10 protein-coding genes are annotated in these 14,625 nt (G+C 51.4%); 3 read left to right on the top strand and 7 right to left on the bottom strand.

What is annotated here, in order from left to right:
• Positions 1-62: 62 nt before the first annotated feature.
• Complete coding sequence (locus Mal48_RS01425) at positions 63-1,295, bottom strand: serine/threonine protein kinase (RefSeq protein ID WP_145195402.1); 1,233 nt, start codon at positions 1,293-1,295, stop codon at positions 63-65.
• Positions 1,296-1,841: 546 nt separating this feature from the next.
• On the opposite strand from Mal48_RS01425, the gene Mal48_RS01420 reads away from it, so the two are divergent.
• Positions 1,842-2,804: an AAA family ATPase gene (locus tag Mal48_RS01420; RefSeq protein ID WP_145195400.1), complete on the top strand. Its 963-nt coding sequence runs from the start codon at positions 1,842-1,844 to the stop codon at positions 2,802-2,804.
• Positions 2,805-2,945: 141 nt separating this feature from the next.
• On the opposite strand, the gene Mal48_RS01415 is transcribed toward Mal48_RS01420, so the two are convergent.
• From Mal48_RS01415 to Mal48_RS01400, 4 genes are read right to left on the bottom strand one after another with little or no spacing between them, the layout of a single operon-like run.
• On the bottom strand, positions 2,946-4,931 hold the full coding sequence (locus Mal48_RS01415) for a SulP family inorganic anion transporter (RefSeq protein WP_145195398.1): 1,986 nt from the start codon (positions 4,929-4,931) through the stop codon (positions 2,946-2,948).
• Positions 4,924-6,411, bottom strand: a complete 1,488-nt coding sequence (locus tag Mal48_RS01410; RefSeq protein WP_145195396.1) for a proton-conducting transporter transmembrane domain-containing protein — start codon at positions 6,409-6,411, stop codon at positions 4,924-4,926. The genes Mal48_RS01415 and Mal48_RS01410 overlap by 8 nt, the downstream gene beginning before the upstream one ends.
• Positions 6,411-7,799 carry a proton-conducting transporter transmembrane domain-containing protein gene (locus tag Mal48_RS01405; RefSeq protein WP_145195394.1) on the bottom strand — a complete coding sequence of 463 codons (1,389 nt, stop codon included), beginning with the start codon at positions 7,797-7,799 and terminating at the stop codon, positions 6,411-6,413. The genes Mal48_RS01410 and Mal48_RS01405 overlap by 1 nt, the downstream gene beginning before the upstream one ends.
• Positions 7,796-10,888, bottom strand: coding sequence for a DUF2309 domain-containing protein (locus tag Mal48_RS01400; RefSeq protein ID WP_197441949.1), 3,093 nt, complete (start codon positions 10,886-10,888; stop codon positions 7,796-7,798). The genes Mal48_RS01405 and Mal48_RS01400 overlap by 4 nt, the downstream gene beginning before the upstream one ends.
• Before the next feature lie 331 nt (positions 10,889-11,219).
• Here Mal48_RS01400 and Mal48_RS01395 point away from each other — a divergent pair, with 331 nt between their 5' ends.
• Positions 11,220-11,885, top strand: coding sequence for a carbonic anhydrase (locus Mal48_RS01395; RefSeq protein WP_145195390.1), 666 nt, complete (start codon positions 11,220-11,222; stop codon positions 11,883-11,885).
• Between the two features lie 291 nt (positions 11,886-12,176).
• Here Mal48_RS01395 and dtd read toward each other — a convergent pair whose 3' ends face one another.
• Together dtd and rlmB are read right to left on the bottom strand one after the other, a co-directional pair.
• Positions 12,177-12,626, bottom strand: a complete 450-nt coding sequence (gene dtd / locus Mal48_RS01390; RefSeq protein ID WP_145195388.1) for a D-aminoacyl-tRNA deacylase — start codon at positions 12,624-12,626, stop codon at positions 12,177-12,179.
• A gap of 252 nt (positions 12,627-12,878) precedes the next feature.
• Positions 12,879-13,667: a 23S rRNA (guanosine(2251)-2'-O)-methyltransferase RlmB gene (gene rlmB, locus Mal48_RS01385; RefSeq protein ID WP_197441948.1), complete on the bottom strand. Its 789-nt coding sequence runs from the start codon at positions 13,665-13,667 to the stop codon at positions 12,879-12,881.
• A 109-nt stretch (positions 13,668-13,776) separates the two neighbouring features.
• Between rlmB and map the strand changes: the two genes are divergently transcribed.
• Positions 13,777-14,595, top strand: a complete 819-nt coding sequence (map, locus tag Mal48_RS01380; RefSeq protein ID WP_231739842.1) for a type I methionyl aminopeptidase — start codon at positions 13,777-13,779, stop codon at positions 14,593-14,595.
• Positions 14,596-14,625 lie beyond the last annotated feature (30 nt).

Here is a 14,625-nt window from a genome sequence, read left to right as displayed (position 1 = left end):
CTCTTGCTTCACGGGGAACTGCTCGATGGTGAGCGCCCCTTGAAGCGAATGCTCGTTGCGAATTAAGAATCCAAATCACAAAGGTCTTCGTCACCTGTCACGTTCTTCTTGCCGGGTGTTTCGGTTTCGTCACGAGAGTTGACAGTCGTAGGGCGTTTGACCTGGCTGGAGCGTGTTCGGGATTCGGTGATGTAGCGTTTCCGCATTTCACGCCGTTGAGAAAGAACCTGATTGAACTCGAAGGCCCAGTTGCGCTGGTTGCGATATGGGCTGAGTAAGTCAATCACCTCTTGCATGGTTTGTGGACGCTCACCAGGATTGATAGCCATCATTCTCCGAGCGATATCGGAAAGAGCTTCCGGCGCCTGCGAGTTGATATCCTTCACCAAGGGGCGTGGGTGAGATCGATGTGCTTTGACTGTCTCGGGACGTTTGAGTCCGGGGAAAGGACGCTTGGCAGTCAGTGCCGTATAGAGCGTACAGCCGAGCGAATAGATGTCAGCACGATTGTCAACGCTGAGTGAATCCAGAGATTGCTCGGGGGGGATGTAATCTGCCGTCCCTAAACAGTCATGCCCGAAGATCATCGCCAAAGAGAATTCTTCTTCAAAAGCTCCCTGATCGGCAAGCGTCAAACCAAAGTCCAGCAGTTTGGAGTTTCCGTTGACTTCAATCAGAATGTTATCTGGCTTCACATCGCGGTGCACCATGTTCAGTTCATGCAGATACGCCAAACCATCGGCAGCCTGGCAAATGACATCCGCTGCGGCGTCCCACTTCAATGGGCCTTTGCTGAAGTTGATCCCTTCGAGTAACGTGACTCCCTGGACCAACTCCATGACCATGTATTCGGACTCGCCGTACAGTTCCTGGATCGTTCCGAGTTCCAGTGTTTTCACAAGCTTCGGATGGTCAAACTGCATTCCAGCACGGGCTTCGAGTTGAAATCTTGCTCGAATTCCTGCGTCGTGTTTGGTTTGTTCTCCCAAGAGTTTGATCGCAACCAGCCGTTTTGTTTCACGGTGCTTCGCAATATAAACTGTTCCCATCCCTCCATAGCCGAGGATGTCGAACAGAATATAGTCGCCTACGGAAAGAGTCCGGGCGCGGCCGTTGAGAATCTCTTCTGCCTGAAACCGCGTCATCAGCTTTTGCTTGACCGCGGAGGTCGCCAGTTGCACCTCGCTCACTTCTTCAGTGAGATGAAGCGTGTTCGTAAAAGCTTGAAACTGCTGAGCAGTCAGAATTCGGCTTTTTTTCAGTTGTCGAATGAATGTCGAACTGGTTGTTGGCATAGGGAGTAAGTTGTCTCCTTTCGATGAGATTTCGTCTGTATTAAGTCCTGAAGTCCTTCAATCGAAAGCTCTGTCGAAAACTCTCTCAATAACAATATGATGAAGGATTTCTGCCCCCTGAGAGACTCAATTCAGGTTGTGGGACCAACACTCAATGCAGTGAATCGCATCTTGATATGAAGTTTAATCCTAACATGTTGATGCGTTGAGCTGAACTATATTTTTACAGAAATTCAAACCCTCAGGCGAATTTTGCTGATTTGCCCCCCATAATTTTCCGTATGAGCCAATCTCAATGCAGCCTGACAGGAAAACAGACGTCATTTCCGGTACATTGGGAACCAGAGGGCCAACAGGGTCTTGAAGCAGAAATTGCCAGGGCAGTCGCGAACGAGAGAAGGAGGCGATTGGGGCTCAGGAAGAGACAGGCATCGGGAACGATGATTTCACTCCCAGGTGATGCGTAAGAGCGACTTGGCTCGCTGAGAAGATGTGCAAGATACAAAACATTGAACCTTAAGTAGCACAAAGAGAACCAAAACAATCATGTCAGATGCCGTAGAAATCGATGGAATCCGTTTGCACCTCGGTCATGCCGATTCGACTCCGGGTGAATGGATTGGGCAACAAGAAGTTCTTAAGCAACTGCTTGCCTGTTGGCTGGTCATTGACAAAGCGGACCTTCCTCTCGCTCCTCGTCTCGTTGGTGCCCCTGGAATTGGCAAAACGACTCTAGCCATCGCGGCGACGCGGCAACGCAATCAAGAGTTGTACATCTACCAATGTACAGCTGATACTCGACCGGAAGACCTGCTCGTGACTCCGGTTCTCGCTGAAAGCGGGAAAATTCAGTATCAGGCATCTCCATTGGTGACAGCCATGATTCGCGGGGGCGTCTGTGTCCTCGATGAAGGGAACCGTATGAACGAAAAGTCGTGGGCGTCACTCGCTCCGCTGCTCGATCACCGACGGTATGTTGAATCCATTGTTGCGGGAATTACGATTCCGGCTCATCCGGACTTCCGTTGTGCAGTCACGATGAATGACGATGAATCGACGTACGAAATCCCGGATTATATTCTGAGTCGTCTACAGCCGACACTTTCTTTGGGCCATCCATCACGCGAAGAAGAACTGGCGATTCTGAAGTACCACTTGCCTTTTTCGAATGAAGAAATGCTCAACCTCACCGTCGAGTTCCTTCAACAGTCGCACGGATTGAAACTCGATTTCTCAACTCGAGATGGCATCAATGTGTTGCGGTTCGCCTTAAAGCAACTTGCTTCGGTGCCAGACCATCCGCTTTCCAAAGATGAGGTGTGGCGGAACTCTTTGGAGAAATGCCTGGGTGAAGATGCCGTCGATTTGCAATCGCTGGCGGATCGCAAACAACAGTCCCTCGGAGGCAACGTGCTCCCAATGGGGTTAGGTGACTTTTTCTTCGATCCAAATCATCCTCTGCATCCCGATCATGATGATGAAGACGATGATGAGGATGACGACTTCTAGAGCAGCTTTGTTTTGTTTTCAGTATCGAGACAGCCCCGGGTGAATCACCGGGGACGTATCGACACTTAACACCAATTCGGAAAAAGTCGTCAGGAAAATAACTTGCCTCGCGAACGATTCTTGAGGTTGCTGAACTTCAAGTTACGAGTGTTCTTCGGATGAGAGAACTTCGAATTGGTCTCGTCGAATGACTTCAACTGATTCGACACAGGCGGTCACGCGGTGCTGAGGCAAGACTTCCGTGCGGAGAAATGTGACGACGTCTTCGCAAACAAACTGCGGGATGACGACTTCAATGCGAACCTTTGAATTTGTCGATGCAACACCCTGCTCGAGTTCGCTCCGACCAATTCCGCGGCATGGAAGTGAAGTAAATCCGGTTGCGCCAAATCCAACAATTTGCTCTTCCAGCCATTGCTCAAGATCTTCATCTGCAACGATAGTCAGCCGACGCATGCCAGCCAAACCTCGCTTGTGAGCGGCATGAGCATTCGCTGCAAGTGGTTGCAGGGATTCAAAGCCACGAACTTCAAACGTGAGTCCTTCCTGTTCGAAATCACGCTGCATTTCCTGGAGTTTTTTCATCACACTATGATCGACGAATTTTGTTTCGGAAACATCAATGATCATATTCCGATTCTGGGAGAGCCCAATCTTTTCAATTTGATTTCGAAACGAAATCCAGTTGCAGAAGACAATAGATTCTCGAGCAAGGATCAGCCTCGTCTTTTCATCAACCTCTTGAACTTCGATGCACGGTTTGAACAACGATTTGACAGGCACCCCATTCCCGATATGAATGATGATTTTCAAAGCAATTCCTGCCGCGACTCCAATCAGCAGATCGGTTGCAAGTACGACGATGAGTGTCGTTACGAAGACAGCGAGCTGTTCCTTGCCGATCTGATAGGCATGGATAAATTCCGTGGGATGCGCCAGTCGATAACCGGTGTAGACCAGCATGCCAGCCAAGGCTGCGAGCGGAATTTCATGTAGAATGTTCGGGATTAAAGCGACGCAGGCTAAGAGAAAGATTCCGTGCCACAGATCGGCAAAACGTGTTCGGGCACCATTGTCAATGTTTGCCTTCGAGCGAACGATCTCGGAAATCATCGGTAGTCCGCCCACCATAGACGTACACAAATTCCCGACTCCGACAGCGAGAACGTCGCGGTTCATGTTTGTTTTGCGTTTCCACGGGTCGAGCAGATCGATCGCCTTGGCACTCAAAAGCGACTCGAGACTTCCGATGATGAAGAACATCGTCACCCACTTCCAGGCTTTCAATTGAGTGAGCACTGCGAAGTCAGGCGTGGTGATATCGTCAAACATTCCGAACATGCGATCAGGCATTTTGACAAGAAACCGCTCGCCAAGTTGATACTCGTGGCCTTGCAGGGTGTAGGAGTGTGGGTGAAGTAAATCAAACCCGAGCCCCATCGGAATGGTGACAAGCAGGACGATCATCGGCGACGGAATCTTTTTCAAGATGCTCACGCGATTGCCGGCCAGGGGCCACGAAAACATGATGAGAATGCTGACAATCCCGATTGCAGCAATCGCCGGGTTCGCTTCAGCAACGTAATGTGGAATCTCTCGAAGCATTTCGAGTGGTTCCCCTACGGCGGTCACTCCCAGTGCCACGGGAATCTGTTTGATAATGATGATGAAACCAATCGCCGCCAGCATTCCATGAACGACTGAAATTGGGAAGAACTCGCCCAGAATACCGCCTCGAAATAGACCGAACAAAATCTGAATGATTGCAGCCGCTGCCCCCACAGCCAGAGCAGCTTTGTACGCTGTCATGTCCGCGTCCACCCAGCCCCCCGTCACCCCGTTCCCACCAAAGTCTTCGACGCAGCCGATCGCAATGACAATCAATCCGGCTGCCGGTCCTTTGATTGTCAATTCGCTGTTGCTGATGAACGTCGTCAAGATCGCCCCGATGATGGCTGTGAAGATCCCCGCAATGGGGGGATAGCCAGACATCACTGAAATCCCGAGACACAATGGCAATGCCAGAAGAAAGACGAGCAGCCCCGAGGTAAGATCGTGTTTGAAGTATTTCACGAATCCCTGAGGTCCTCCACGGGGAATATCGTCAAGGTCGAGTTGGTCAGTCATTGTTCGATTTGCGTTTTGGGGTTTCGGTGAGGAGAGTTGTCTGCGGACTTATTGCGAGTTCGTTCTTGATGGCCGCTGCGTTGTGTGGTTGAGGAACCGGCTCGCGCAGACGAATTAACATGTTGGCAGCATGATAGCGCGAATGAATTCCGGGCTGAGGAGCGAGTCCCCCGCCGATAATCAACACGACGACAATCAAAACGGTGATGCGTTCTGTGGGGCGACAACTCATTGAGATTGAAGGGTGGTGTCGCGTTCCGGTGAAGACGTGAAAGTACGCCTTGACGACGGCGATTCCGTTTAATGCGGCAGCTAAAACAATTGCCAGTCCAACCAGCGGGAAGATTTCAACAACTCCTTCCATCAGGAGTTCAGTTCCAATGAACCCGATCGTGCCCGGAAATCCAATTGATGCTAATCCGGTGAGCAAAAACATCCCGGCGAAAAAAGGAGTGTGCTCATACAAGCCATGGAAGTTCTCCAGCGTTAAGCGTCCTGTGCGGGCCTCAACGCTTCGCAATGCAAGCCCGAAGCCGAGAAGAGAGATCCCCACGGACAACCAAACGCACAACGCTCCGGTCAGTCCAATCGGCGTGACCAATCCAAGTCCGACCAACACAAGCGAAGAGTGGCTCAAAAACAAATAGCAGAAGAATCGTCGAGAGTCATGTTGCACGAGAGCCATCCCGGCTGCGTAAACAGCCGTCGTCAGTGACAGAATGGCAATGCATTGCAGTGCCCACTCCGGAGCAATCGGAAACACCAGTCGCATGACGGCATAAACACCGGTCATCGGTGTGACGAATAACAACGCGGTGCCGAAAGTCGCTTTCTCAAACAAGTCGGACATCCAGCAGTGCAGCGGACAGATGCCGCTTCGGATCAAGGCTCCTGCAGTGAGCAGACACCCTGCAAAGATCGACGGATTTGAAGCGGACGCATTGTCGCCGACGAAGAATTGACCAATCGCCAACAAGCCTAGCGACAGTCCCATGTGGAGTGAGAAAATACGAGTGGACTGCTGTCTTTTCCGTAGCTCCACCCAGGGAGGAACGACCGCCACTGCAAGCAACAGGATGATCAGCCATGGATGTCGGCAGGTCAGTGTGGCGAGCAAGACAGATTCGGAAAATAGTGTCCAGCCAAGCGAGAAGCGATTGAGCTTCGTTCGCAAAGTGGTCATGACTGTCGTGAAATAGAGAAGTGCTCCCAACGGAAGTAACGGAGCGCTAAGTTCATCGATCACAAAAACATCGCGATGAAAAATCAGCTGGAGCACATCCCAGTGATCGTGAGCTGCAAAAGTTCCAAGTGAAGAGAAATCAATCCATTCACCGAGCGCGCAGATCAGTGTGAGACCGCAGACTGCAATGCTGTGCTTCCTCGCACGGTCACGATTTTTGAGTAGTGAAACCCAAATCGCTCCCACCAACGGAAGTAACACAGAGAGTTCAAGCCAGGGTAGATGGAGTTCCGACATTAGACGACGTCCTCCAGCGAATCACCATACGGCGCCAGCCGGTCCGATTCACGTGACTCTCCTCCAGAAAGATAATTGGTCCAGCGTCGTTCCAGTGAATCGAAGAAGCGAAAGGTCTTCACAAATGGTCGAACAATCCAGTCATCTAACATCGCATCGAGGTATCCACGTTCCAGAGCGAAGCGGTACAGGCTGACCTGAAACTTCGTCGCAGTTCGCGGTGGGTTCACCGTATCACCGGTCAATCTGCGACCCACTGCGTCCTCGTACGTCTGGTGATCGCGTAAAACCGATGGAGCTCGCAGCAGTTGCAGTGTTCGCAAGCAGGCATGTCCGATCATGTGAATCAAAGCTATGTATCTCAGGCCGAGACCGATCTCTACGGTAATGATTCCAACTTGTGTGAGTGATGCGAACGCCAGAGCGTTTTTGACATCACCTTGAACACGAGATGCCAGCGCCCCGAAGATCGCTGAAACTAGTCCCAGAGCGATCACTGCGATCCGTAACGGCAGGGAGACTTCTAACAGCGGGCTGACCCGCAATAAAAGATAAGTTCCTAAGTGGACCGACAAGGCTCCATAGAACACCGCACTCGATGGCGTTGGCCCCTCCATAGCTCGCGGAAGCCAACCTGAAAATGGGACCATTCCCGATTTCCCAGCTGCGGCGAGAAGTAGCAGAGAACCGACCGCCAAGGCTTGCCAGGAACCAATCGCGGCAACCCCATCGGGCCAGGGACCGGAACCCATTAACCGATCGAAATCACCTGCTCCGGTGAAGTGGTGCATTGCCAGGGCAGCAATTAGAAATGCCGCGTCGGCAAAGCGATATGTTGTCCAAACGCGAAGCCCATTTCTGACTGGACCAGGCCGTTCGTGGAAATATGCCACGAGCAATGCTGATGAAAGTCCAACGAGTTCCCAGCCAAAGAACAGGGTCTCAATCGTTCCTGCCAGTGCTGAAACAATCATCCCGGCTAAAAATAATGCGTAGAGCAAAAAGAAACGGCGGTAACCTTTTTCGCGATGTAAATAGATGGTCGAGAAAGCTCCGACTGTTCCACACAGCACAAATGAAAGGATGGCAAACGGAACGGACAGGCGATCAAAGACGAACTTCAAATGGAAGTGGAAATGTTCCGGTTCAATCGAAGCCCAGTTGCCGAGTTCAATCGGCACATGTCGCGAACCGGAGACCACCATCAAGCAGAGGATCGAGACCGCTGCGACAAGCCCAACCGAGACACTCGTTTTCGTCAAACGGGCCTGGGTTCGTTCGCTCAGATTCCATCCCAGCAACATCGGAAGCCCTAATGATGCCAATAAGAGTGCAGGGCTTGCCACGACCACCAGACCTAAAAATTGCAATGTCGATGCTACAGTCATTGAACAGACTCCGTTTCTCGAATCGAGGAGAACGGAAGATGCTCACGTGAACCGTGATAGCATGCCAGGGAGGAGTCGGCTTCAGACAATTCGTTTCCATTGGTTTCGTATGTTTCAAACTCTCCATCGCGATAGATCTGAATATCACTCGTTTCAGGATCTATAGTCGCCAGGTGAACCCAGCTACCTCGGCACAAACGACCGATCGTTTCATTACGTTCGATAATTGACAACATTGCCTCGGGAGTCGTTTCGATCACAAACAGGATTCGGAGAGGATCATGAATTTCGACCATCTGCTGATACAGTCCTGTCCGCAAGTCGCTCGATGTCCCTTCCATAACCCCAAGAAGTGAAGCAATGTTGTGCGGCAGTTTCGATCCAGATCCGTAAGCCGTTGTGTCAACTCGCGAGAAGTAGTATTCGAGGTTGATGCCGGCACAGACTGGAATGGCAGCGGCGAGAATCCGAAGCAGGATTGAATGTTCTGCGTCATCCTGAGTCGGATCGTAGGTTGTCACAAATGCTCGGCGATCCATGTACAACCCGCGAGTCCAGTCACGGCGACCGACAACGCAAAGCGTATTGGTTGCGTGGTTGTATTCTGGGCGGACCTGAGAGATGTCCTGTGCACGGGCTTCCACGTGGCGTAGAGCTTCGTCCGGTGTCAGTGAAAGCGGTGCGGAATCGAAGCGACGACAACGTTCATGAGCATTTCTCCGCCGGGCAGTCTCGATCGATTCACGTGCCGATTCGAAATCATCGCGATGCGAACCGGGTAAGCGGTCGAGGTCATAAAAGACGACAGAGTCATCGCAAGTATTGTGGTAGGCTCCGACAAAAAATGTGTCGTCCGGGATTTGAATTCCCTGCTCTGCAACTTTCGCTCGAACCCGCCAGTCATTCGCCATCTCAGCAAATGCGCGGGCGTTGGGACCACCTCGTTTTCCGGCACATGCCCCGCAACAGTAAGCCGATTCATGAGGGTTGTTCAGGCTCGAAGATCCATGACCACAAATAATGAACATTCGCGAGAACGCATTCGGGGTGGTCACTCCCATATCCTGGAGAAGTCGCACAACAACATTTGCCATTTCATCAATGGTAAAACCGATGTGCCCGTTTTCCGGGCCGGGGTCGTCTGCGTACCTTTCCAGTTGCAACCTCGTAACCGGAGGAGGTTGCAGCAGCGACCCGAAACGACGACGAATTCGAGACGTCAGATGAGGAAACAGTACGCGGGCCACTAAAGGGACTGTGGCGAGTGAACCAACGATGCCAGCAGCGATCCCCCCGAGAAAAGTTCGGCTGCGTGTATGAAATGCACGCCTGACCAAGCCGATTTTGCGACGCAACTCGGCCCTCTCCCGATGGATTCCCTCGAATGAATACCCAACATCTTCTTGAACATAATGATCCGGCGTGATGACCGCGGGACATAACGGTTTGTAGAATCCATCGGCTGCACCACGATAATAGATGGCAATCGCAAAGAAGCCGGCCACCCCGAAGGTTTCGCACATCGGTTCGACTTCTTCGAGGTGTCGACGAAACGATTCTTCCCTGTCGTCAAGGCAGGTGGCAATCTGGAACCTGGGCCTTTGAGAGCCCCAAGGGGCGGCAATATTCTTGCGGCGCGATGCATGCTCCGCGAAAGCGTCCAGAGCAGCGTGCCGATATTTCAGTTCGTATGCTTCGTGGTAAATTCGGCGTCGTTCGATCCCGGAGAAGCTGTCGATCTCTTCGGCGAGTCGCTGCCAATCTGCTTTTGATAACGACATCAACTGCTGAGGCTGCCAACCTAACATTTGGGCAGTCTGAAACAGCAGAAAGGCACGCCGTTCAACATTGAGTGGAATTCGTCGAGCGAGAGATTCTTGTGCTAATTGCAGAATTGTGGAAATCGAGTTTGCTTCACCAAAATCCTCTTCTCCGATGTGTCGAATTGCATGCTTCTCCAAAATCAACTGAGCAGCCAGCATCCCGACAAGCGAACCTTTGGGAATGGAATGCACAACCCAGTCAACACCCGATTCAAGCTGCCAAATCATACCCGCCCAGCCCCGCAGACTCATCAAGGATTGTGTGATGAACTCCTGCTGATCAGCTTCTGCGATTTCCAACTCACGAAGACTCGCTTCGATTGATTCCTCGGGGGTGGTCCCATTTCGGTTCAGATTTGTGAGTTCTTCCGACAGTCCTCGCATCCACCGGCTTAACCCAGGTGACTTGTCAGAATAGAGCGTCACGAACGACTCAAAGAATCCCTCGTTGCGATTGGGGAGAATCCAATCGGAGTAGCCCTGATCGACATACGCGGTGCTGAAACGAATCAGAACATCGTCGACGTACCTGTCGGTGTCGAGACCTGTTGCATGCAGCAGTAGGTCGCGAGGGCGAAGGGAATTGGCCGGGCTTGAAGCGACAGGGCAAGACTGGACTCCATTTCGGCAGGCCCACCAGAGAAGGTGAAGAGTCAACGATTCCCATGCTGCATCATTCCATTTCGAAGCGTTGCGACCAAACTTCGAGAACAACTCAGTCAGTTCATCAGGGAGGTTCAAATCGTTCGCAAGTGAATCCTGAATCCAGGTTCGCGTTCCTGCGAGAATTCGTAAGCGAGACTCCTGTGAGACTTCCGGGCGAAACCGGTCAAGAGCATCAGTCTCTGCGACGATCCATCGTAACTCTGCGTCGGGTCCGACAAGGAGAGGATGCCGGAGCATCGCCAGGCGAATTTGCTCGCGCGTTCCGAGCCCATCAATCCATTCGCGATTTTGTCCCGACAGATCCTCAATGACGACCGCTTCGAGGTCATCATCCTGAATCCTCCCCTCTTGCAATAGGCGGCGATATTCCTGCTCCGGGAGATATGGTTCGGCCCCGAATCGGGCGTACCCAGCCTTCACAGCTTCATGAAATGGAAGACTTTCAAGTGCATGAAGTGTGTTGTGATGGACGAAGACCTCAATAGGTCCCTGGGTCGGCAGTAAATGTGCACCATGTTCAACCTGCTGCCGAATCCGAGACGGATCGGTAGCCTGGTCAGGATGGAAGCCTGATACTTCTACGATATTTGCAGCCGGCACGTTGTGCCCTCCTAGGCGTCTTGAATTTCGGGTCCATCCGAGGCTCAAGAGAGACTATGTCCAATTCGGAAGGCTTACGTAGTAAATGAGAGCAGCAACTGGTGCGCCACATCGCTCGTATCTCAATCCGAATGGAGATTTAATTCGAATGATCTAAGTAACTTTGTGAGAATTCCGGGGGAATTCACAAATTTCAGAACGTTTTTTTGTACTTGCGCAGTTGCCGAGAATCGAGAAAGCTACAATCTGATCTCGGTGGGACTGCAATTGTTTGCAGACTATCTGCAATGAAATGCATATTCCAGCCGAGAGAATAGACGGGACTCATAAGATGCAAGTACTTGTTGATGGGATTCACAAATTTCAGAGAGAAGCGTTTAGCAAGGGGCAGAAGCTTTTCGAAACCTTGGCTGAGGGGCAGGCGCCGCTTGCCTTATTCATTACCTGCTCAGACTCGCGCATAGATCCCAGTCTACTGACGCAAACGAAACCCGGACAACTCTTTATTCAAAGGACAGCTGGGAATATTGTCCCACCTTATGGTTCCGTGTTTGCCGGAGAGGCTGCCACAATTGAATACGCCGTGACGGCTCTCAATATTCGCGACATTATCATTTGTGGTCATACTCACTGCGGAGCGATGACGGGACTCCTCAACCCATCTTGTGTTGAATCGATGCCGGCCGTTAAAGAGTATCTTAAACATGCTGAATCGACTCGACGAATTGTTGAAGAGAACTACGGCCACTTGACCGACCCTGAGAAGCGGTTGACCCTCACGGTCAGTGAGAACGTGCTAGTCCAACTCAAAAGCCTGAAAACGCACCCCTCGGTTGCGGCAGCGATCAGTCGTGGCGACCTCAAGCTTCACGGCTGGGTCTATAAATTTGAAACCGGCGACGTCTTTTCCTTTGACCCCGATAAAAACGAATTTGTTCCAATCGGAGATGTCGCTTTGAGTGAAGACGAATTGAATCGATCTCTCCCAGTCATTTAAAGAACTAGTCCTGAAACCTGATATTGCTCTCTCGAACGTTGGGACAAGCGGCTATTCCAAAGGTTTTCGGACTGGTTCAAAAAAGCATGTTCACTAGCGTATCTTTCGAATTGGTTTGCAGGACCTTCCTCGTGGCGAACAGTATTTTCCCTAGAGAAATGCGTTCTTCACGGGCACACGGCAGAGCAAACTGCTCTAAAGCATGTTCACGGTTGGCCTGTAGTGACCTCGTTGCATCTGGGGTGGTCGTTGATCTCCCCAGATGACTCACCGGGGGGGCGATATCGACGCTTAAGACCGCTTCGGACTCTCCAGAAACAATGTCACTGGACCGTCGTTGACCAACGCGACATCCATGTGTTCCTGAAACTTGCCGGTCTCTGTCCTGATCCCTTGTGCTCGCAACTCAGCGACAAAACTTTCGTACAATGGTTTCGCCTGCTCAGGCCGGGCCGCCTCGATAAAACTGGGGCGGCGACCTTTTCGGCAATCACCGTAAAGTGTGAACTGACTGACTGCGAGAACGCTTCCGCCGACATCTCCTAGAGCGAGATTCATTTTGCCCTCGTCATCTTCGAAGACTCGCAAGCCAATGATTTTGTTGGCGAGGTAATTGACATCGTCATGCGTATCGTCCGTAGTGATTCCCAGTAAAACGAGATATCCCCGGTCAATCTTCCCGACGATTTCATTGTCGACAGTAACACTCGCAGAAGAAACACGTTGTACGACAGCACGCATAGATCAATAATTCAAATCAGAGAAAAAAGTGTTGTGACTCAGCCCGACAAGCAGGATCAACAAGCTTTGCCGCTTGCTCCAGACTTCGACAACAGATCAGTTTAATCGACGCCAGCTGAGCAACAAAGCCTCTGAATTCTTTGTCCGAAGAATTGAAACCTGGCACAATGTTTCCCGCAAAATCACTGGTCTGCGAGAAAACGACACTTCACTCACCTTGATAGTGCCCTGCTGTAGCTTTCGAGGCCATACTCATGATCTGCGGCGTTGTCGTTGAACTTCATAACACAAGATCCCCGCTGCGACGGCGGCGTTGAGGGAATCGACATGGCCGGTTTGAGGGATGGCACAGAGAGTGGTGCATTGCTCGATCAGTTCCGAAGCAACCCCTGCCCCTTCGTTCCCAATGATGATCGCTGATCCTTGTGTCAGATCGAGTTCAGCTGGAGACGTTTCGGCTTTCTCCGACGCGGAGATCAGTTGAACACCCGCACTTTGGAGTTGCTGCGCGGCTGCAGGAAGAGATTCGACCTGTGCGATGTTCAAATAATTGACCGCTCCGGAGGAACTGCGTACGACATGAGAAGAGATCCCTGCCTGTTCACGATCTCCGATGATAATGCCGTCCACTCCGAACAGGTCAGCTGAGCGCAGGATTGAACCGAAGTTGTAGGGATCTTGAATTCGGTCGAGAATCAGCAGGAATGGTTTCTCTGAGAGTTCACTTACGAGTTCTTCAAAATCTTTGAGTGGAAACTCGGGCATCCGGGCTGCGACTCCTTGATGGTCTCGCGCACGGACCAGATCCTCCAAGCCGTTCGCATCGGTGAAACCCAATGGAATTTGATCACCGTCGCAGCATTGCTGAATTTCCTTCAACACCGCAGCTTCGAGCAGATCATCACAGACCAGTAATTCGTAAGGTCGCCAACGTCCTGCACGTAATGTTTCCAGCACGGCATGCCTTCCCCACAGCCAACCTCGCTGATGATTGCCGAGCGTTGATTTTGAACGTCTTTTTTTTCGTTTTTTTCCGACCATTTCAGAAGTGGCTTTGATTCCCGATTGAGACAGTTTCGAAGACCTGTCTAGACTGGCTTGAAGGATGATGGAACGCCCACCACAATGGAGTCTTCCTGAAAGAGAGCCCATGAGACGAATGTTACCAATACGAAAACGCCCCAGATTCCCTCAATACAATACTGATGAGGAACGTGAAGGGCTGCGCGCAGCCGGAAGATTCAACGCGGAATTGCTCGATTTTTTGAGACCGCACGTCAAAGCTGGCGTCAGCACGAATCACCTGGATGCACTCGCTGAGCAATATACTCGCGATCACGGTCATATCCCGGCATGCCTGGGCTACAGCGGTTACCCCAAGTCAATCTGCACGAGTTTGAATGACGTTGTCTGTCACGGAATTCCGAATGACGTTGAGCTTCAAGATGGTGACATCGTCAACGTTGACTGCACAACGATTGTTGATGGCTGGTTCGGCGACCAATCGGAAACATTCCTGATTGGTGAAGTGTCTGACGAGGCGCGGCGACTCGTTCAGGGAACGTTTGATGCACTTTGGATCGGAATTCATGCGACACATCCATTTTGCTCGGTCATCGAAATTGGGGCGGCCATCACGAAATTCGCGAGAGAGCAAGGTTTTGGAGTCGTCGAGAATTATCAGGGACATGGGATCGGTCGGAAATTTCACCAAGAGCCGGGCATCCCACACGTTCCATTTCGTAGAAGTCGAAGTGAAATTCTGGTTCCAGGAACATCGTTTACAATTGAACCGATGTTAAATTTGGGAGCCGCAGCCACCCAACCCCCACTCGATGATGGTTGGACTGTTCTTACCGAAGACGGCTCACTCTCCGCACAGTTTGAGCACCACATTCTGATGACAGAAGAGGGCCCAGAAGTCCTGACGACCACGAAAAACGGCCCGCGAGAAGGGCACAAATTTTAAGCTGGCGAGCATACGACTCGTATATTCACC

Source organism: Thalassoglobus polymorphus, from assembly GCF_007744255.1.
GTDB lineage: Bacteria > Planctomycetota > Planctomycetia > Planctomycetales > Planctomycetaceae > Thalassoglobus > Thalassoglobus polymorphus.
This window is presented reverse-complemented; position numbering and strand designations above follow the sequence as displayed.